We start from the raw sequence: 20243 nt of genomic DNA on the forward strand, positions 1-20243 counted from the left end.
CGCGAGGGAGGGGCGCTCTAAATGAATTATTCGCTCTCGGGGAAAACGATCATCCTGGGCATCACGGGCGGCATCGCGGCATACAAGGCGGCCACGCTGTGCAGCCGTCTCGTCGGCCTCGGCGCAAGCGTGCGCGTCATCATGACCGAAGGGGCGACGAAGTTCATCTCGCCGCTGACGCTTCAGACGCTGTCGCGGCATCCGGTGGCGACGGACGTATTCGACGAGCGGGATGCGGCCGTTGTGCAACACATCGATTGGGCGGATGCGGCCGATCTGGTGGTTGTCGCTCCCGCGACCGCGAACAGCATCGCGAAGCTCGCGCACGGCATCGCCGACGACATGCTCAGCACGACGCTGCTCGCGACGACGGCGCCGGTGCTGATCGCGCCCGCGATGAACGTGCACATGCTGGCGCATCCGGCCGTGCAGGACAATCTCGATACGCTGGCGCGCCGCGGGGTAAGGTTCGTCGAATCCGGCACCGGCCAGCTCGCCTGCGGCTACGTCGGCAAGGGTCGGCTGGCCGAACCGGACGAGATCGTGCAGGTCGTGGCCGAGCTGCTCGCCGGTCCTAAGCCGCTTGCCGGCAAGCGGGTGCTGATCACGGCCGGCGGCACGATCGAACGGCTCGATCCCGTCCGCTACATTACGAACGACTCGTCCGGCAAAATGGGCTTCGCGCTCGCCGAAGAAGCGCGCGCGCTCGGCGCGGAAGTGACCGTCGTCTGGGCGCGAACGGAGCTTGCGCCGCCGCCCGTCGCCGAGGTCGTGCGCGTCGAATCCGCGCAGGAGATGTACGACGCCGTCATGGCGCGGCTTCCTGCCATGGACGTCGTCGTGAAGGCGGCCGCCGTCGCGGACTACCGGCCGGTGCAGCGCGAGAAGGTCAAAATGAAAAAGGGACCGGACAAGCTGACGCTGGAGCTCGTCCGCAATCCGGACATTCTGCAGGCGATCGGGGACTGGAAGCATGAAGGCGGCGGCGCTGGCGCGAACAAGCCTTACGTGATCGGCTTCGCGGCCGAGACGGGCGACGTGGAGGGCTATGCGCTGGACAAGCTGCGCCGCAAGCGCTGCGACCTGATCGCGGCCAACGACGTATCCGAGCCGGGCGCGGGCTTCGGCACGGATACGAACATCCTGCGGCTATTCGGCGCCGAGGGCCTCGTCGAATCGCTGCCGCTCCAGTCCAAGCGCGAGGCGGCCGGCCGCATCTGGCGAATCGCGCTTGCGCGCGCGCCGGGTCTGCGCGCCGTGGACGGCGAAGCAGGAGCTCCGCGGGCATGAGCGTCGCCAGAATCAGCGTAGACGTGCCGACGCGCGACGCCGACCGGCCGTTCGACTATACCGTGCCCGCGCATCTGGAAGGATGGGTGGAGGTCGGCAGCCGGGTGGCGGTTCCCTTCGGAGGCCGGACGCTGCAGGGCATCGTGCTGGCGCTGCCCGAGGATTCGGAGGTGGACCGCCGGCGGCTGAAGCCGATCTCCGACGTGCTCGACGCCGTGCCGCCCTTGTCGCCCGAGCTCGTGGAGCTGGGGGGTCTGGATGAGCGAACGCTGGCTGTGCCCGCTCACCGTGGCGCTGCAGGCGATGCTGCCCGCAGCGCTCAAGGGCAAAGCCGAAAAATATATTTCGGCGGCGCCGAACGCGGAGTGGTCGCCTTTGGACCGTTTCGAGCAGCCCGAGCTGCTCGATGCGCTGGAGCGGCACGGTACGCTGAAGCTGTCGCAGCTGCTTCAGCAGCATCCGGAGCGCGGCGCGGCCGTCAAGCGCTGGCTCGCGGAGGGCAAGCTTGAGGAGCGTCAGCAGGTCGAGGACCGGCTGTCGGTCAAGACGGTGCTGACGGTCGTCCCGCCGTCCGAGGCCGAGCTGCGCAGCGCGCTGCTCGGGCTGCCGAACCGGGCCGCCAAGCAGCGCGAGGTGCTCGCGTATTTGCTTGCCAATCGCGAGCCGATCGCCCAGCAGGCGCTGGCCGAGGCGGCCGGCACGACGACGGCGGTCATCCGCAGCCTCGCGGACAAGGGGCTGATCGGGATCGAGCAGACGACCGTGGAGCGCGATCCGTACGCCGGCCGGAGCTTCGCGCCGTCGGCTCCGCTCGCGCTGACGCCCGCGCAGCAGCAGGCGTTCGCGCCGATCGCCGACGCCGTCGACCGCGAGGCGCACCGGGTATTTTTGCTGCACGGCGTGACCGGCAGCGGGAAGACCGAGCTGTACCTGCAGGCGATCGACAAAGCGCTGCGGCAAGGACGCGAAGCGATCGTGCTCGTGCCCGAGATCGCGCTTACGCCGCAAATGGTGGAGCGGTTCAAGAGCCGTTTCGGCGCGCGGGTGGCGGTGCTGCACAGCCGGCTGTCGAGCGGCGAGCGGTACGACGAGTGGCGCAAAATCCGCGAGGGAAGAGCGACGGTGGCCGTCGGCGCCCGTTCCGCGATTTTTGCGCCCTTTTCCCGGCTTGGGCTGATCATCATCGATGAAGAACACGAGACGACCTACAAGCAGGAAGAGAGTCCGAAGTACCATGCGAGAGACGTCGCGGTGCGGCGCGGGCAGCGTCACGGCGCGGCCGTCGTGCTCGGCTCGGCTACGCCGTCGCTCGAGACGTACGGCGCCGCGATCGAGATCGCGCCGGGAATCGGCGGACGCGGCGAAGAGGTCGTACCCGCCTACGTGCCGCTGCCCGAGCGGGTCGCGGACCGCCCGCTGCCGCGCGTAACCATCATCGACATGCGCGAGGAGCTGCGGCTCGGCAACCGGGCGATGTTCAGCCGGGCGCTCGCGGACGCATTGCGAGAGCGGCTCGCGCGAGGCGAGCAGTCGGTGCTGCTGCTGAACCGCCGCGGCTACGCGACGTTCGTCATGTGCCGCTCCTGCGGGTACACGGCTTCGTGTCCGCACTGCGACATCGCGCTAACCTATCATCGCGGCTCGCGCAACCTTCGCTGCCACTATTGCGGCTACTCCGAGCGGGAGCCTGAAGCCTGCCCCTCCTGCGCGAGCCCGCACATCCGTTTTTTCGGAACGGGCACGCAGAAGGTCGAAGAGGCGCTCGCCGCGACGTTTCCCGGCATCCGCGTGATCCGGATGGACGTCGATACGACGACGGAAAAGGGCTCGCACGAGCGCTGGCTGACGGAATTCCGGGAGCGCCGGGCGGACGTGCTGCTCGGCACGCAGATGGTCGCCAAAGGCCTCGACTTTCCGTACGTGACGCTCGTCGGCGTCCTGGCCGCCGACGCCGCGCTGCGGCTGCCGGACTTCCGGGCGGCGGAGCGCACGTTCCAACTGCTGACGCAGGTCGCGGGGCGAGCCGGCAGGCACGAGCTTCCCGGGGAGGTCATCGTTCAGACTTACGAGCCCGAACACGCTTCGATCGCCTCCGTCGAGCGGCACGATTACCGCGGCTTCTCGCAGCAGGAGCTCCGGCATCGCCGCGCGCTCGGCTACCCGCCTTACGGGCGGCTGCTCACGCTCACGCTGACGCACGAGCAGGTGCCGCTGCTGCTGTCCATCGGGCAGACGTTCGCGGCCAAGATGCGGGAGCGGGCGGCAGCCGCAGGCGCGAAGGCGGACGGCAAGCCCGGACCCGGAGGAATCGCCGTCGAGGTGCTTGGCCCCGTGCCTTCTCCGATCGCGCGGCTTAAGGATCGCTACCGTTTTCAAGTTATGATAAAATATCAGGGAAATCCCGACGTGCCCGGCTGGACGGCCGAGGTGCTGAAGGAACTGCAGGACGGCGCGAAGCGTCACGGCGTGCAGCTCGGCGTCGACGTCGATCCGCAGATGATGCTTTAACCGCGCATGATTACCGGCATTTTATACTAGATATAGACTGAAAGGTGGGGATGGCATGGCGATCCGATTGATCGTGAAGCACCCTGATGACGTGCTGCGCGAGAGAGCGCAGGAAGTGACGAAGTTTAACGCCAATCTGCACAAGCTGCTCGACGATATGGCGGACACGATGTACGATGCCGACGGGGTCGGTCTGGCGGCGCCGCAGGTGGGCGTCTCCAAGCGCGTGATCGTGGTAGACGCGGACGAGGAGCACGGCCTGATCGAGCTTGTCAATCCGGAGGTCGTCTCTTCGGAGGGCGAGCAGTTCGGACCGGAGGGCTGCCTCAGCATCCCGGGGCTCCAGGGCGACGTGCGCCGTCCTCTCAAGGTCAAGGTCAAGGGACAGGACCGCAACGGCAACCCGGTGGCGTTCGAGGGAACGGAGCTGCTCGCAAGAGCTTTCCTGCACGAGATCGATCATCTGAACGGCGTCCTGTTCATCGACCTTGCCGAATCGATCTACGAGCGCCGCGCCCCCGAGCCTGCAGAAGAGGGCGAGGCGTAAGGCATGATCCGGATCGTATTCATGGGAACGCCGGAATTCGCCGTGCCTTCCCTGCGGCTCCTGCTCGCGCGCGACGACGTTCGGATCGTCGCCGTCGTCTCCCAGCCGGACCGGCCGAAGGGGCGCAAGCGCGAGCTCACGCCGCCGCCGGTGAAGGCGTTCGCGCTGGAGCATGGGCTGCCGGTGCTGCAGCCGGAGCGCATGCGCGCGCCGGAAGCGGTCGAGGCGGTGCGCGAGCTGGCGCCCGACCTGATCGTTACCGCGGCGTACGGGCAAATTCTGCCCAAGTCGCTGCTCGACATCCCGCGGCTCGGCTGCGTGAACGTGCACGGTTCGCTCCTGCCGCGCTACCGCGGCGGGGCGCCGATCCAGCGCTCGGTCATCGACGGAGAAAAGTCGACCGGCGTCACGCTGATGTTCATGGCCGAAGGTCTCGATACGGGCGATATGATCGCCCGCGTCGAGCTGCCGATCACCGACGCCGACACGTCCGGCACGATGTTCGACAAGCTTAGCGTCGCCGGCGCCGAGCTGCTAGGCGAGTGGCTGCCGCGACTCATCGCGGGAGATGCGCCGCGCGAGCCGCAGGACGACGCTTTGTCGACCTACGCGCCGAATCTGACGCGCGACGACGAGCGGCTCGACTTCGGCGCCTCGTCGCGGCAGCTGTTCGACCGCGTGCGGGGCTTGTCTCCGATGGCGGGCGCGTTCACGATACTCGGCGGCGAGGTGTTCAAGGTATGGGGCATCGCCGTGCCTACGGAGGCGGACTTTAAGCTTAAGGCGGATTGGCAGGCTGCCGCGCCGGGCACCGTTCTGGATAGCGGCGCCTTCGGCATCCGCGTTCGCTCCGGCGACGGCAGCGTCGTGCTGACGGAGGTGCAGCCGGCGGGCAAGAAGCGGCTGTCGGCCGCGGATTACGCGCGTGGGGCCAGGCTGGCTCCGGGAACGACGCTCGGTTAACCGGGCGTCGTTTTTTTTAGTGTTTGTGAACGGCGGCGTGCGTCTTGTTTAGCAACAAAGCAAGAAGGGCCAGTGGTTTTCGTCGCTCGGTAAGTCTCCGTTAGAAACCAATCGGTCCGAGGGCGGCGTCGTTTTGCTTGAATGGTTCCGGTTGGGAACAGATCAAGCTGAGCGCGCGCGCTTTTGCAGCGATGTTCTTGGGTAGGAACAAATGAGTCGGGGTTCTGCGCGCTAATATCGCGTTGGTCTTGGATAGGAGCTAATCGGTCGGGGTACTGCGAGCTTATATCGATTTGGTCTTGGATAGGAACAAGTGAGTCCATGTTCTGCGGGCTAATGTCGAGTTAGTCTTAGATAGGAACAAATGAGTACCGGTTCTGCGCGCTAATGTCGTATTGGTCTCGGATAGGAACAAATCAGTCTGTGTACTGCGGGCTTATGTTGTCCTAGTCTCGGATAGGATCTAATGAAGTCTGGGTACTGCGGGCTAATGTCGAGTTAGTCTTAGATAGGAACAAATCAGTCTGGGTTCTACGCGCTTACGTCGTGTTGGTCTCGGATAGGAACAAGCTGGTTGACGTAATATCCGCCTCAGCTATAATGGTCTCGGTTAGAAACAGATCAGTCCGAGGCGTGCGGCGTTTTGCAGGTAGGGTCCTCATATTGGAATCAAAACCTTCGTGTCGATGCGACGTCTTTCGAAAGGACTATGGCATTCTTGCTAACAATCATTTCGATTTCCTCCACGCGACTTCGTCATTTTCCCGCCACCCGCAGCAAACTTAATCCATACCGCCTCATAAATGCAATAATATGCCTATTCATATGAACCTTTGCGTACTTTGTGCTATATTTGAATGCATGAAAAGAGAGCGGCGCGAGCGGGCATGCTAGAAATAGGCAGTATCGCGCGTCCGTCTGCTCGCTCGAGCTCCCGCTAGGGAGCGGATTAAAGAGGTGTGAAAATGAGTCAACCGATAAATCCGAATCAACCGCCGAAGACGGCGTCCTCCAACCGGGAAAACGGGAAAACGGCAGGCGCTGGGGGCAGGCCGTCTGGCGCGCGGGGGAGTGGGCGGCGGAGCGCCAAATCGCGGAGGGCAGGGCCGTTCGCAATATTTTAACTCCGCAGGACGATCGACATCCTCGCCACGGTCCGAGGGAACGCCGCAGTCCGCTGCAGCGTCAAGGTCCGCTGAGGCGCGAAAGTCCACCGCAGCGCCACGGTCCGCGGCCGCGCGGTCCGCTGGAACGCCGCAGTCCGCCGCAGCGTCAAGGACCCCTGGAGTGCCAAGGTCCGGCGCAGCGTCAAGGACCCCTGGAGTGCCAAGGTCCAGCGCAGCGTCAAGGACCGCTGGAGCGCCAAAGTCCGCCGCAGCGTCAAGGTCGGCGGCAGCGCCAAAGTCCGGCGCAGCGACGCGGTCTGCACAACGCTCCGGACAGCAGCAAGGCCGGCGCCCGCCCGCTGCGGGCCAGCCTTCGCCTCCGCCGCTGCGCAAGCCGCAGACCGCGCGCGAGGTGGCGCTGCGGGTGCTGCTGCGCGTGGAAGAGCAAGGCGCCTTCAGCGGCCTGGAGCTTAATCGGGTGCTGACCGATGCCGGCCTGTCCCGCCCGGACGCGGCGCTCGCGACCGAGCTCGTCTACGGCACGATCCAGCGCCGGCTGACGATCGATCACGTCCTGGCGGCCCGCGTCAAGGGCTGGCCGAACAAGGTCGAGCCATGGGTCCGCTGCCTGCTGCGCCTAAGCTACTACCAGCTGCGCTGGCTCGACCGCGTGCCGGCGCACGCCGTCACCGACGAAGCCGTGCGCATCGCGAAAAAGCGCGGCCACGGCGGCATCGCCGGCCTCGTGAACGGCACGCTGCGCGCCCTGCTGCGCCAGGGCGTGACGCCACCCCTGCCGGCCGGGCTGCCGCCGGCCGAGCGGCTCTCGCTCGCCCACAGCTATCCGCTGTGGCTGGCCGAGCGATGGGTCGCCGCCTACGGCGAAGGCGGCGCCGAGGCGCTCATGGCGGCGGGCAACGAGCCGCCGCACATGTCCGTGCGCGCGAACCGGCTGCGTGGCACGCGCGACGCGCTGCTCGCGGAGCTCGCGAGCGCGGGCGTCTACGCCGAGCCGTCGAAGCTGTCGCCCGACGGCATCGTGGCGGCGCGCGCCGGCAGCCTGGCGCAGACGCCCTGGTACGCGTCCGGCCGCCTGTCGGTGCAGGACGAGAGCTCGATGCTCGTGGCCGCCGTCTGCGATCCGCAGCCCGGCATGAACGTGCTGGACTGCTGCGCCGCGCCCGGCGGCAAGGCCGCCCATATGGCGGAGCGGATGGCAGGCGAAGGCCGCGTGACCGCCAACGACGTGCATCCGCACAAGGAAGCGCTCATCCGGGAACAGGCGGAACGGCTCGGCCTGCCGAACGTCGTCACGACCGTGTCGGATGCGCTCTCGCTCCCCGAGCGTATCGCGCCCGGCTCGATGGACGTCGTGCTTCTCGATGCGCCGTGCTCGGGACTAGGCGTCATCCGGCGCAAGCCGGAGATCAAGTGGAACAAGTCGGCGGACGATATCGCAAGCCTCGCGTCGCTGCAGCGAAGGCTGCTCGAATCCGCTTCGCGCATGGTGAAGCCGGGCGGCCGGCTCGTGTACAGCACGTGTACGATCGCGCCGGAGGAGAACGAGGAGGCGGTGCGCGACTTTCTGAACGCGCATCCGGACTTCCGGCTCGATCCGGCATGGCCCGAAGAGACGCTTGCGCCGCTTCGCGACGCCGGCGTCGTGGACGGCGATTTCGCAGGCATGGCCCAGCTGCTGCCTCAGCATTTCGGCAGCGACGGCTTTTTCATCGCGCGGCTGGCACGGGCGGATTGACGGCCTGCGTTTCCCGATACGGCTTCGACCTCCTAACCGCGTCCCTTATCTTTTTAGATGCGAGCGTCTTCGGCACTTCGGCAACAATCGCGCACGAGCCGCGGCAACGGCTCCCATGCGGCGCAATCGGCCGCCTTCTACTGCGAAGGCGGCGTTTATGGTAAAATAGAGCGAATGGTGGTGACTATCCTTGATTGGATTAAAAAAATAAAGATTACGTTCCCGCCGACGGGAAACCTTTTATTTACGATTATACGCTGGACCGGCTCCAGGACTGGGTGAAGTCCGCGGGAGAGCCGGCTTTTCGCGCCGGGCAGATCTATGACTGGCTTTACGTGAAGCGGGTAAGCACGTTCGAGGAGATGACGAACCTGCCGAAGGCGCTGCGGGAGAAGCTCGCGGACGGCTTCAACTTCGTCACGCTGACCGAGATCACCAAGCTTCAATCGAAGGACGGGACGGTCAAATTCCTGTTCGGCCTGGCCGACAACCACGCGATCGAGACGGTTATCATGCGGCACAATTACGGCAACAGCGTCTGCGTGACGACGCAGGTCGGCTGCCGGATCGGCTGCACGTTCTGCGCCTCGACGCTGGGCGGCCTGAAGCGCAACCTGACCGCCGGCGAGATCATCGCGCAGGTGGTCAAGGCGCAGCAGCTGCTCGATCCGGAAGGCGAACGCGTATCGAGCATCGTCATCATGGGTTCGGGCGAACCGTTCGAGAACTACGAGCCGACAATGACGTTCCTGCGGACGATGACCCATCCGAAGGGGCTGAACATCGGACAGCGCCATATTACCGTATCGACGAGCGGCATCGTGCCGAACATTTTGAAGTTCGCGGACGAGAATACGCAGATCAATCTGGCGATCTCCATTCACGCGCCGAACGACGAGCTCCGCTCGAAGCTCATGCCGGTCAACAGGCGGTATCCATTCGAGGAAGTGATGAACGCCTGCAAGTACTATATCGAAAAAACGGGGCGCCGCATCACGTTCGAGTACGCGCTGATCGGCAGCGTCAACGATCGCCCCGAGCATGCGGAGCAGCTGGCCGAGGTGCTGCAGGGCATGCTGTGCCACGTGAACCTGATTCCCGTCAATTACGTGCCCGAACGGGATTACGTCCGCACGCCGCGCGACGATATTTTCGAATTTCACCGCATCCTGGAGCGAAGGAACATCAATGCGACCATCCGCAGGGAGCAGGGGCACGATATCGCGGCGGCATGCGGCCAGCTGCGGGCGAAGCATATGGAGAAGCAGGCGAGGTGACGGGGTTGAAGACCGCTGTACGGAGTCATATCGGACGAGTCAGGCAACTGAACGAAGACAGGGCTTGGGTCGGCACGACGCCCGGCGGGCTGACGGCCGCCGCGGTGGCCGACGGCATGGGCGGGCACAATGCGGGCGACGTTGCCAGCACGCTGGCGATCGACAGTCTGTCGAAGTCGCTGTCCGCATGGGAAGGCGTCGTCTCTGCCATCGAGGCGGAAGAAAAGCTCAAGGCGATCGTGCTCGCGGCGAACGCAGCCGTATTCGAAGCCGCCTCGACGAAGCCGCAATATCATAATATGGGCACGACGGTCGTCGTTGCTCTCCTTGACGAGCGGGAGGGGCTGATCGGCCATATCGGCGACAGCCGCGCCTATCGGGTCCGAGGCGGCGCCATCGAGCAGTTGACGGACGACCATACGCTCGTCAACGAGCTCGCCCGGTCGGGCCAGCTCAGCCGGGAGGAGGCGGCGAACCACCCCCGGCGCAACGTACTTACGCGCGCGCTCGGCACCGACGCGGACGTGTCGGTCGACCTGCAGCGGATCGACATGCTGCCGGGCGATCGCCTTTTGATTTGCAGCGACGGCTTAAGCGCCCTGGTCGACAAGGCACTCATACTCGATACGATGAATACCGAAGGCGTCACCCTGGATCAACGCGCCGACCGTCTCATCGCGCTGGCGCTTACCGCCGGCGGCGACGACAACGTGACGGTCGCCCTCATCGAATACGAGGCGGAGACCGTGACGCGGGATGGAGGGACGCCATGAGCACGATCGGACATTTGCTCGGAGGCAGATACGAGCTGCTCGGCCGCGTGGGCGGCGGGGGCATGGCGCTCGTCTACAAAGCCCGCGACATCCTGCTGAACCGGTTCGTCGCGGTCAAGGTGCTCAGGCAGCAGTTCATGCACGACGACGAGTTCGTGCGCCGCTTTCGGCGCGAAGCCCAGTCGGCGGCCGCGCTGTCCCACCCGAATATCGTGAGCATCTACGATGTGGGCCAGGAAGAGGACACCCATTACATCGTTATGGAATATATCGACGGCGCGAACCTAAACGAGATCATCCGCGAGCGGGCGCCGCTGGAGGTGGGCGAGGCCGTCCGCATTGCGTCGCAGATATGCGACGCGCTGGACCACGCGCATCACAACCAGATCATTCATCGCGACATCAAGCCGCACAACATTCTGATCGGATCGAACGGCCGGGTGAAGGTGACGGACTTCGGCATCGCGCGCGCCGCGACGTCGTCGACGATTACGCAGACCGGCTCCGTCGTCGGCTCGGTCCATTATTTTTCGCCCGAGCACGCCAAAGGCGTGGCCACCGGCGAAAAGTCGGACATTTATTCGCTCGGCATCGTGCTGTACCAGATGTTGACTGGCAGGCTTCCTTTTCTCGGGGAGAGCCCGATCAGCGTCGCGCTCAAGCATCTGCAGGAGCCGTTCGAGGACCCTCGCCTCGTGAATCAATCGATTCCGCAAAGCGTGGAAAACGTGATCCTGCGGTCGATGCGCAAAAATCCGCTCGAGCGCTATGCCTCGGCGCAGGATATGCTCGACGACCTGGCGACCTGCCTGCAGCCCCAGCGGCTGAACGAGCCGAAGGTGCGCTTTCCGAGCGACGCGGACGAGGAGGAGCAGACGCGCGTCATTCCGGCGATTCGTCCGGAGATGCGCTCCTCCGCCGAGGAGACGCTCGCCGGCAAGGGCGCAAGAAAAAACGGGCGGTCGGAGGACGAGCGGACGGCCGGCGGCGCGCCCGAGAAGCGCAAACGCAAAAAGTGGGTGCTGCCCACCGTATTCGGCGTCATCGCCGCCATTCTGATCGCGATCCTCATCTGGGCCATTTTCGCGCTGAAGGGACAGCTCGTTTCCCCTGACGTGCAGGTGCCGACGGTCGTGAACAAGACGCTCGAAGCTGCGACAGCGGAGCTGGAGAAGGCCGGACTCAAGGTCGCGGATCCGGTCCTGTACGAGCCGAGCGATACGGTGGACAAAGATATCGTCATCAGGCAGAGCAAGCAGGACATGCCGGTCAAGAGCGGGTCGCTCATCACGCTGACGGTCAGTCTGGGCAAGGAATTGCCGACGCTCGACGACTATACGGGCAAGCTGTACGACGACGCCGTCGAGGCGCTGAAGGCGCAGGGGGGCCAAGGCCGACAACATCGAAAAAGTCGAGAAGTTCGACGACGAGGTGCCCGCGGGCACGGTGCTCAGCCAGTCGCCGGCTCCGGGCGGCACATACGATCCGGAAAAGGATACGATCACCCTCAACGTCAGCAAGGGTCCCGAGTCGTTCCCGATGCCGAATCTGATCGGCATGTCCTTGTCCGAGGCGCGGGCGGAGCTCACCAAGAGCAATCTGTCGCTGCCGAACGACAAGGTGCTGCAGGAGCCGAGCTACACGACCAAGGGCAAGGTGTTCAAGCAGTTCCCCGCCGAGCAGAACGAGCTCGTGACGCCGGGAACGGAAGTGACGATCTGGATCAGCAGCGGCTATCCGGCGGACGCCAAGGAAAAAACCTGGAACGTCACGGTATCTCCGGCCGTCGAGGGTAAGACGAGCACGATCAAGATTTTGCTGACCGACGCGCGGGGCGATAGCGAGTGGGGTACGAAGAAGATCAAGACGTCGCAGACGTTCCCGATCAACCTCGTTCTGTCGCCTGACAAGGAAGGCCAGATTACGGTGTATCGCGACGATCAGTTCCTCGACCGGATCAAGGTGCCTTACGCGGACGTGGAGCAGACGCCGGATCCTACGCCGACGCCGCCCGAGGAGACGCCGACGCCGCCGGCCGATACGCCGGCGGACGGGACGATCGAACAGCCGACCGACGATGGCGCGACGCCTCCTGGAGACGGCCCCGGCAACGAGAATGCATCTGTTGGCGCGGCTAACGGAAAAGATAAAGGAAAAGGCCCGAATAAAGACAAGGCCAAGAGCGAGGAAATCGACAAAGGACGCGGCTAACCGATGAAAAACAAAGGCAACGACGCAGCGCGTCCGACATCGAAAGAGCGCGAAGGCATCATCGTCAAGGCGCTTAGCGGCTATTATTACGTGGTCGATGACGAACTCGATACGACGATTCAATGCAGGGCGCGCGGCATCTTCAAAAAACGCGGACAATCTCCGCTTGTCGGAGACAGAGTCGTTTATGAGGAAACGGAAAACGGAGAAGGCGCCGTAAACGGGATCCTGCCAAGGACATCGGAGCTTGTCCGGCCGCCCGTGGCGAACGCGGATCTTGCGGTGCTCGTGTTCTCCGTCATTCGGCCCGAGCTTAACCTGCAGCTGCTCGACAAGTTTCTCGTTCATATCGAGCATGCGGGACTGGACGCGCTCATCGTGCTGACCAAGCTCGACGCGGCCGAGCGATCCGACGACGCAGGGCGAATCGGACGCGATATCGACGACGCGGTGGCGCTTTACGAAGGCATCGGCTACCCGGTGCTTGCCGTCAGCGCGCGCCAGGGTACGGGCCTTGAAGAGCTGCGCGGACTGCTGGCCGATCATGTCAGCGTGTTCGCGGGCCAGTCGGGCGTCGGCAAGTCTTCGCTTCTCAATGCGCTCGTGCCGGGTCTTGCGATGGAGACGAACGAGATCAGCGAAAAGCTCGGCCGCGGCAAGCATACGACGCGGCACGTGGAGCTTGTCGAACTGCCGAGCGGCGGGTTCGTCGCGGATACGCCGGGATTCAGCCAGCTGGATTTTCAGGAGCTCGGCATCGACGAGATCGGCTCGTGCTTCCGGGAGTTCAGGGAGCTGGCGCAGGGCTGCAAGTTCAGGGGCTGCACGCACACCCACGAACCGGGCTGCGCCGTGCTGGCCGAGCTGGAGGCGGGAGGCATCGCGGAGAGCAGGTACCGCCACTACAAGGAATTCATGAATGAATGGAAAGATAAACCGCGGAGGTACTAGCACATGGCCATCATCGCACCATCGATCCTGTCGGCCGACTTCGCTCGGCTCGGCGAGGAGGTTCGTGCGGCGGAAGTCGCCGGCGCGGACTGGATTCACATCGACATTATGGACGGACAGTACGTTCCGAACCTGACCTTCGGACCGCCGGTCGTCGCGGCGATCCGCTCCTGCACGGCATTGACGTTCGACGCGCATCTGATGGTCGAAACGCCGGACCGGCTGCTCGCGGACGTCGCCGCGGCCGGCGCGGACCGGATCACGGTGCATGCCGAAGCGAGCACGCATCTGCACCGGACCGTGCACGCGATTCGCGAGCTCGGGAAAGGGGCGGGCGTCGCGCTTAACCCGCATACGCCGCTGTCCGTGCTCGACTACGTCCTTGACGACGTCGAGCTGGTCCTCATCATGACCGTCAATCCGGGCTTCGGCGGACAGTCCTTCATCCATGGCATGCTGCCCAAGATCAAGCAGCTTCGGCAGACGCTCGTCGCGCGCGGACGGGGAGACGTCCACATCCAGGTGGACGGCGGCATCAACGCCGAGACGTCCAAGCTTGTGCGCGAGGCAGGCGCGGACGTGCTCGTCGCCGGCAATTACGTGTTCGGGCACGCGGATCGCGCCGCGGCCATCGCATCGCTCAGGGACTGACTCCGGTCGGTCCCTTTCCTTTTGCCCCAGGAATAGGACAACTCCGCGCGCGCATACACATTTATCAACAGCGCGCGCCTTCGGGCGCTGCGCCGCCCCATGCAAGGCCCGTAGGGCCGCGGGCAACGCATCGGACCGGAGGAGGGGTGGGAACGATGAAGTTTTACACCATCAAGCTGCCGAAGTTTTTGGGCGGATTCGTCAAAGCGATCCTGAATACGTTTCAGAAAAGCTGATGCCTCCCGGGTGATGGATCCCGCGGCCTTGCAAGGCTCGTGTACCCGTCCCCGGTACGGGCAGCCCCGCCATAGGCGGGCGATCCGGGATGTTCTAGCGGCGCCCTGCGCCGGCTGCGGCCGGACGCTCCGGGCGACATGCGCTTTCGCGGCGCGCATTGACGATGAACGATTAAAGCGAGCCCTCCGAAGCGCAGCGAGGAAGGCGCGGTAAAACAAAAAGCACCTGGATGTCCAGGTGCTTTTGCCATGGGCTGTCGTCCGCCGGGGCGAACGGGCAGTTGCTTATACGCGAACGACTTTGCCGGACTTCAGGGCGCGAGTGCTGACGTATACGCGCTTCGGCTTGCCGTTCACCAAGATGCGAACCTTCTGCACGTTGACGCCCCAAGAGCGTTTGTTATGATTGTTGGCGTGGGAAACGTTGTTGCCGGAAGCCGGCTTCTTCCCCGTAATATAACATTTGCGAGCCATGTAAATCCACCTCCCTGACCAGACCTTGCACACACTTTTCCTATCATAACACAGGCCCAGTCGGCTTGCAATGTCACCGGCTGACTTCAAACCGAATCTTTTTTATAGTACAATGGGAAAAGGTTCACCCATGGAGCCGTCTATCGCGGACGGCGTTCGAGAACCGCCAAAGGAGCGTGTGGCCATGTCTATGCAGCTATCGACGGAAAACGGCAAAATCGACGTGGCCGACCAGGTCATCGCCGTCATCGCGGGTTCGGCGGCGCTCGACTGCTACGGCCTCGTCGGTATGGCCTCCAGGAAGCAATTAAAGGACGGGATCGCCGAGCTGCTCGGCCGCGAGAATCTCGCGCGGGGCGTCGAAGTGCGCCGCGAAGGGGAAGAGCTTCATCTGGATCTGTACGTGATCGTGAGCTACGGCACGAAGATCTCGGAGGTTGCCCACAACATCCAATCCAAAGTCAAGTACGTGCTGGAGGAAGTCGTCGGGATTGCCGTGGACCGTCTGAACATTTTCGTTCAGGGCGTGCGCGTCATTCGCTAGGCGAAGACCGGATCGTAACCACTTGCGCGATTATCCGATCTCACCTTGGCTTGCCGGGCTCTCCTGCCGGAGAGGCCGGCGTCGCGCCTTCGAAAAGGGGAATTTTCATTGACTACGAGGCTTTTGAACGGAAGCGACTGGACGGCCATGGTGCTGGCCGGCGCGGAGCGACTCTCGCAGCAGGCGGAGCTGATCAACGCGCTGAACGTATTTCCCGTTCCGGACGGGGATACGGGGACCAATATGAACTTAACGATGACGGCCGGCGTGGCCGAATTGAAAAATAAACCTTCGGCCGACATCGGCCGCGCTGCGGAAGTGCTGTCGAAGGGGCTGCTGATGGGCGCGCGCGGCAATTCGGGCGTTATTTTGTCGCAGCTGTTCCGCGGGTTCGCCCGCGCGGTCGCCGGCCAGCGGGAGATCACCGTGCCGCTGTTCGCAGCCGCCTTAAGGCAAGGAGTTGATACCGCTTACAAAGCGGTGGTCAAGCCCGTCGAGGGTACGATTCTGACCGTCGCCCGCGAAGCGGCGAAGCACGGCGAATCGATCGCGAGGCGCACCGAGGACATCGCCGAATGGATGGGCGAGGTGCATGACAAAGCGGCCGAGACGCTGGCCCGGACGCCGGATATGCTGCCGGTGCTCAAGCAGGTCGGCGTCGTCGATTCCGGAGGGCAGGGGCTCGTCTGTATTTATGAAGGCTTCGTTCAGTACCTGAACGCGGAACTGCGCGGCGGCGTTTCGGACACGTACGGGAGCGGCTGGAAGGCATACGCGCCGGTCGTCCCTGCCTCGTCTTCGCCCGTCCCGGCGCAGCATGCGGCGGCCGCCGCGACTCAGGCGTCGCCGGCCCAGGCGAGAATCGCGACCGCGTCCATCCAGTTTCCGTACGATATGGAGTTTTTCATTCGCCTGCAGGGGCGCACCGCCTTTTCCGAAGCGTCCTTCCGCAGAGCGCTCGAGCGGGACGGAGATTCGATCATTCTGATCGCCGACGGGGACGTCGTGAAGGTTCACGTGCATTCCCGACGTCCGGGAGACGTGCTGAACGCGGCGGTCGCGTACGGCGAATTGACAAACCTTCATATTTTGAACATGCGGGATCAGCACCGCGAACTGCTGCATCCGGATTCGGGCGCGGAGCCCGCTGGCGAGACGGCCGATCCGATGGGACTCGAAGCTGCGTCGGGCATTCCGGATATGCCGGAGCTGAGAGCGGCGGAAGCGGCATCGCAGGACGTCGAGCCGGCGCATCCCGTCGCCTTCGAGATGGCGGACTACGGCGTCGTCGCGGTCAGCGTAGGCGCCGGCAACGACGAGCTGTTCCGCAGTCTCGGCGTCGACGCGATCATCTCGGGCGGCCAGAGCATGAATCCGAGCACGGAGGACCTGGTGCAGGCGATCTCCTCGCTCGCGGCGGATCATATTTTCGTCCTCCCGAACAACGCGAACATTCTGTTGGCGGCGAAGCAGGCGCAGGAGCTGGTCGACCGTCCCGTTACGGTCGTGCCGACGCGCAGCATTCCGCAGGGATTGGCGGCGATGCTTGCGTTCCAGGAGGAGCAGCCGGCGTCGGTCAACGAGGACCGCATGCTGCGGGCGATCGACCGCGTGCTGACAGGTTCGGTCACCCGCGCCGTCCGGGATACGGTCATGGACGGCATCGACATTCGCGGCGGCGAGTATATCGGCATATTGGACAAACAGATCGTCGCCTCGGAGGAGACGGTGGCGGCCGCCGCGAGAGGCTTGCTTGCGCGGATGCTCGCGAGCGGCGACGAGACGGTGATGCTGTTGTCCGGCGAAGGCGCCGAGGAAGCCGATACCGCGGGACTCGTCTCCTGGCTTGGCGAGGCTTATCCGGATGCGGAAGTGGAACGGCACGAGGGCGGACAGAATGTATATCCTTACCTCATCATGGTGGAGAAGTCGGATTAGGCGCGGGGGGGTGGCTACGATGAGCAAAGTTGTTTTGGTAACGGACAGCACGTCCGATATCCCGCTGGCGACGCGGGAGCGGCTCGGCATCGAGATGGTGCCGCTGCGCGTCATTTTCGGCGAAGAGAGCTACCTGGACAACGTGAGGCTTTTGCCCGCTCAATTTTACGACAAGCTGAAGAACGCGAATGCGCTGCCTACGACCTCGCAGCCCTCGCCGGCGCAGTTCCTCGAGGTGTATGAACGGCTCATCGCCGAGGGCAGTTCGGTCGTGTCGGTCCACCTGTCCTCGGCGATGAGCGGGACTTATCAGTCCGCGACGATTGCAAGGTCGATGCTGGACGACGACAGCAGGGTGACCGTCATCGACTCGAGATCGGCTTCTTACGGCTACGGCGCGCTGGTCGTCGCCGCCGCCGAAGCGGCCGCGCGGGGCGCTTCCCGGGAAGAGGTCGAGGCGGAGGTGCTGCGGCTGCGCGGCGAGATGAAGCTATACTTCCTCGTGAGCACGCTCGAATATTTGCAAAAGGGCGGCCGGATCGGCAAGGCGGCGGCGATCTTCGGCACGCTGCTGAACATTAAGCCGATCCTGACGATCGGCGACGACGGCGTGATTTTCCCGATCGACAAGGTCCGGGGACAAAAGCGAGCGGTCGCGCGGATCGTCGAGCTGCTGGAGTCCGACTTCGGCCCGGGCGCGGCGATCGATCTCGCCGTGGTCGATACGCCCGGGGAGGTGGGAGCGGCGGACGATCTCGTCGAAGCGCTCCGGGCGCGCTTCAAGATCGCCGGCTTTCACCGCTCGGAGATCGGATCGGTGATCGGCACCCATGCCGGACCCGGCACGGCAGGCTTGTTCGTATTTCCCGCAGGCTCGGGGCATGTCGTCTAAGGACGACCGTCCCGCCTGCGGCGCGATTCGGAGTTGATGGAGGATGGCCGAACGTTCGGCAGAAGAGACGGATCTGTTCGCCATACCGGTCACGAAGATCAAAGGCGTGAGCGCCCCCAAGGCGGGGGGAGCTTCACGCCTTGGGTGTTTCTACGGTCGGCGAGCTGATCGAATATTATCCGTTCCGCTACGAGGATTATCGGCTGCGGCCGCTTCTCGAGGTGAAGGACGGGGAGAAGATCACCGTGCAAGGGCGGGTCGAGACGCCGCCTTCGCTTCAGCGTTTCGGCGGCAAGTCGCGGCTGCTCTGCCGGGTGACGGTGGAGGGAATGCTGCTGACGGCCGTCTGGTTTAACCGCGCGTTTCTGAAGGATCAGATGGAGGTCGGGCGGGATATCGTTCTGACGGGCAAATGGGATCAGCGGCGGCGCCAGCTCACGGTGGCGGAGTCGGAATTTCCCGACAAAGGGGCCGGCCGCACGGGGACGCTGCAGCCGGTGTACTCGATCGGCGGCAGCCTGACGCAGGCGTGGGTGCGCCAGCGCATCGAGCTCGCGCTCGCGCATTACGGCGCGATGATCCCGGAGCTGCTGCCGCCGGAGCTGCTCGATCGGCACGGGCTGATGCCGAGGCGCGAAGCGATTCACCGGATTCACCGGCCGGAAAACACGCGCGAGGGCCAGGAGGCCCGGCGACGCATGGTGTACGAGGAGCTGTTCCTGTTCGAGCTGCGGCTGCAGGCTTACCGCGCGATGAACCGCAAGGCGCCCGACGGCATCGCGCACAAGATCAGCAGCGACGACATTCGCGCGTTCGCGGCGAATCTGCCGTTCGAGCTGACCGAGGCGCAGAAGTCGGTCGTCAACGAGATTACGCGCGACATGAAGCGGCCGTATGCGATGAACCGGCTGCTGCAGGGCGACGTCGGTTCGGGCAAGACGGTCGTGGCCGCGATCGCGCTGTACGCGACGGTGAAGGACGGCTGCCAGGGCGCGCTGATGGTGCCGACGGAGATTTTGGCGGAGCAGCATGCCAAGTCGCTGGGGCGGCTGTTCGAGCCGTACGGCATTCAGGTCGCGCTGCTCACCGGGAACCGGGGAGCGCGGGAGCGGCGGGACCTTTTGGCTTCGCTTCAGATGGGGCTCATCGACATCGTCATCGGCACGCACGCGCTCATCCAGGAGGACGTCTTTTTCCGGCGGCTCGGACTCGTCGTGACGGACGAGCAGCACCGCTTCGGCGTCAACCAGCGCAGCATCCTGCGGCGCAAGGGGCTTAATCCCGACGTGCTCATGATGACGGCCACCCCGATTCCGCGCACGCTCGCCATTACCGTGTTCGGCGACATGGACGTGTCCACGATCGGCGAGCGGCCCAAGGGCCGCAAGCCGATTCTGACGTATTGGGTCAAGCACGACAAGATGGACCGCGTGCTGGGCTTCATTCGCCGGGAGGCGGAACTTGGCCGGCAGACGTTTTTCATCTGCCCGCTTATCGAGGAATCGGAAAAGCTGGACGTGCAAAACGCGATCGATCTTCACATGCAGCTTCGGCAGGCAATGCCGGAGCTATCGATCGGGCTGCTGCACGGGCGAATGACGTCGGCGGAGAAGGACGAGGCGATGGGGCGGTTCGCGGCGGGAGAACTGACGGTGCTCGTCTCGACGACGGTCATCGAGGTCGGCGTCGACGTGCCGAACGCGACGCTGATGATCGTCATGGACGCGGACCGCTTCGGGCTCTCGCAGCTGCACCAGCTGCGGGGCCGGGTCGGGCGAAGCGACCATCAGTCGTACTGCGTCCTCATCGCCGATCCGAAGTCGGAAAACGGGCTCGAGCGGATGCAGGCGATGACCGATACGGACGACGGCTTCGAGATCGCGCGGCGGGATCTCGAGCTGCGGGGACCCGGCGAGTTTTTCGGGACGAAGCAGAGCGGGGTGCCGGAGTTCAGGCTCGCGAACTTGATGAACGACTTCGAGACGCTCGAGCAGGCGCGCGACGACGCGGCCGCGCTCACCGCGGAGCCGGCGTTCTGGACGGCGCAGGCTTACGCGGGGCTGCGGGAATACTTGCGCCGCGAGGCGCCGGACTACAGCGAGCCGCTGGATTAGGCGCGTCTTTGC

The 20243-nt window shown here is 64.5% G+C and carries 13 protein-coding genes and 5 pseudogenes; 17 read left to right on the forward strand and 1 reads right to left on the reverse strand.

Translation table 11 applies throughout. The features are described 5' to 3' along the window. Nucleotides 1–21 precede the first annotated feature (21 nt). From coaBC to spoVM, 13 genes and pseudogenes are all read left to right on the forward strand, one after another. Complete coding sequence (gene coaBC, locus OMP40_RS25490; protein WP_277535582.1) at nucleotides 22–1290, forward strand: bifunctional phosphopantothenoylcysteine decarboxylase/phosphopantothenate--cysteine ligase CoaBC; 1269 nt, start codon at nucleotides 22–24, stop codon at nucleotides 1288–1290. After that, nucleotides 1287–3798 (forward strand): annotated as a pseudogene (gene priA / locus OMP40_RS25495) (primosomal protein N'). The gene coaBC and the pseudogene priA overlap by 4 nt, the downstream one beginning before the upstream one ends. 55 nt (nucleotides 3799–3853) lie before the next feature. Then, the gene (gene def, locus OMP40_RS25500) at nucleotides 3854–4345 is read left to right on the forward strand and encodes a peptide deformylase (RefSeq protein ID WP_277535585.1); all 492 of its coding nucleotides are present in this window, start codon (nucleotides 3854–3856) and stop codon (nucleotides 4343–4345) included. 6 nt (nucleotides 4346–4351) lie between these two features. Next, nucleotides 4352–5308 (forward strand): methionyl-tRNA formyltransferase, encoded by a 957-nt coding sequence (gene fmt, locus OMP40_RS25505; protein WP_277538027.1) that lies wholly within the window; start codon nucleotides 4352–4354, stop codon nucleotides 5306–5308. Between the two features lie 1530 nt (nucleotides 5309–6838). Beyond that, the gene (rsmB, locus tag OMP40_RS25510; protein WP_277535587.1) at nucleotides 6839–8170 is read left to right on the forward strand and encodes a 16S rRNA (cytosine(967)-C(5))-methyltransferase RsmB; all 1332 of its coding nucleotides are present in this window, start codon (nucleotides 6839–6841) and stop codon (nucleotides 8168–8170) included. A 233-nt stretch (nucleotides 8171–8403) separates the two neighbouring features. Next, nucleotides 8404–9447: pseudogene (rlmN, locus tag OMP40_RS25515) on the forward strand (23S rRNA (adenine(2503)-C(2))-methyltransferase RlmN); the annotation flags it as partial. A gap of 5 nt (nucleotides 9448–9452) precedes the next feature. Next, nucleotides 9453–10220 (forward strand): Stp1/IreP family PP2C-type Ser/Thr phosphatase, encoded by a 768-nt coding sequence (locus OMP40_RS25520; RefSeq protein WP_277538028.1) that lies wholly within the window; start codon nucleotides 9453–9455, stop codon nucleotides 10218–10220. A 65-nt stretch (nucleotides 10221–10285) separates the two neighbouring features. Further along, nucleotides 10286–11572, forward strand: a pseudogene (pknB, locus tag OMP40_RS43195) (Stk1 family PASTA domain-containing Ser/Thr kinase); the annotation flags it as partial. A gap of 94 nt (nucleotides 11573–11666) precedes the next feature. Beyond that, a pseudogene (locus OMP40_RS43200) lies at nucleotides 11667–11891 on the forward strand (PASTA domain-containing protein); the annotation flags it as partial. A gap of 21 nt (nucleotides 11892–11912) precedes the next feature. Next, nucleotides 11913–12431 carry a hypothetical protein gene (locus OMP40_RS43205; protein ID WP_277538214.1) on the forward strand — a complete coding sequence of 173 codons (519 nt, stop codon included), beginning with the start codon at nucleotides 11913–11915 and terminating at the stop codon, nucleotides 12429–12431. 3 nt (nucleotides 12432–12434) lie between these two features. Next, a complete protein-coding gene (rsgA, locus tag OMP40_RS25540; RefSeq protein ID WP_277535589.1) occupies nucleotides 12435–13382 on the forward strand; it encodes a ribosome small subunit-dependent GTPase A in 948 nt (315 codons plus the stop codon). 3 nt (nucleotides 13383–13385) lie between these two features. Next, nucleotides 13386–14033: a ribulose-phosphate 3-epimerase gene (gene rpe / locus OMP40_RS25545; protein ID WP_277535590.1), complete on the forward strand. Its 648-nt coding sequence runs from the start codon at nucleotides 13386–13388 to the stop codon at nucleotides 14031–14033. A 155-nt stretch (nucleotides 14034–14188) separates the two neighbouring features. Further along, nucleotides 14189–14269 (forward strand): stage V sporulation protein SpoVM, encoded by an 81-nt coding sequence (gene spoVM, locus OMP40_RS25550; RefSeq protein WP_040711006.1) that lies wholly within the window; start codon nucleotides 14189–14191, stop codon nucleotides 14267–14269. A 285-nt stretch (nucleotides 14270–14554) separates the two neighbouring features. On the opposite strand, the gene rpmB is transcribed toward spoVM, so the two are convergent. Continuing rightward, nucleotides 14555–14743, reverse strand: a complete 189-nt coding sequence (gene rpmB, locus OMP40_RS25555) for a 50S ribosomal protein L28 (RefSeq protein WP_090115426.1) — start codon at nucleotides 14741–14743, stop codon at nucleotides 14555–14557. Between the two features lie 184 nt (nucleotides 14744–14927). Between rpmB and OMP40_RS25560 the strand changes: the two genes are divergently transcribed. The 4 genes and pseudogenes from OMP40_RS25560 (at nucleotide 14928) to recG (ending at nucleotide 20231) form a co-directional block, all read left to right on the forward strand. Next, nucleotides 14928–15287 (forward strand): Asp23/Gls24 family envelope stress response protein, encoded by a 360-nt coding sequence (locus OMP40_RS25560; RefSeq protein WP_277535594.1) that lies wholly within the window; start codon nucleotides 14928–14930, stop codon nucleotides 15285–15287. Between the two features lie 108 nt (nucleotides 15288–15395). Further along, nucleotides 15396–17225 (forward strand): DAK2 domain-containing protein, encoded by a 1830-nt coding sequence (locus OMP40_RS25565; RefSeq protein WP_277535596.1) that lies wholly within the window; start codon nucleotides 15396–15398, stop codon nucleotides 17223–17225. Nucleotides 17226–17244: 19 nt separating this feature from the next. Beyond that, nucleotides 17245–18117 carry a DegV family protein gene (locus OMP40_RS25570; protein WP_277535598.1) on the forward strand — a complete coding sequence of 291 codons (873 nt, stop codon included), beginning with the start codon at nucleotides 17245–17247 and terminating at the stop codon, nucleotides 18115–18117. A 43-nt stretch (nucleotides 18118–18160) separates the two neighbouring features. Further along, nucleotides 18161–20231 (forward strand): annotated as a pseudogene (gene recG, locus OMP40_RS25575) (ATP-dependent DNA helicase RecG). Nucleotides 20232–20243: the final 12 nt, after the last annotated feature.

This window comes from Cohnella rhizosphaerae (genome assembly GCF_029525575.1).
Lineage (GTDB): Bacteria > Bacillota > Bacilli > Paenibacillales > Paenibacillaceae > Cohnella > Cohnella rhizosphaerae.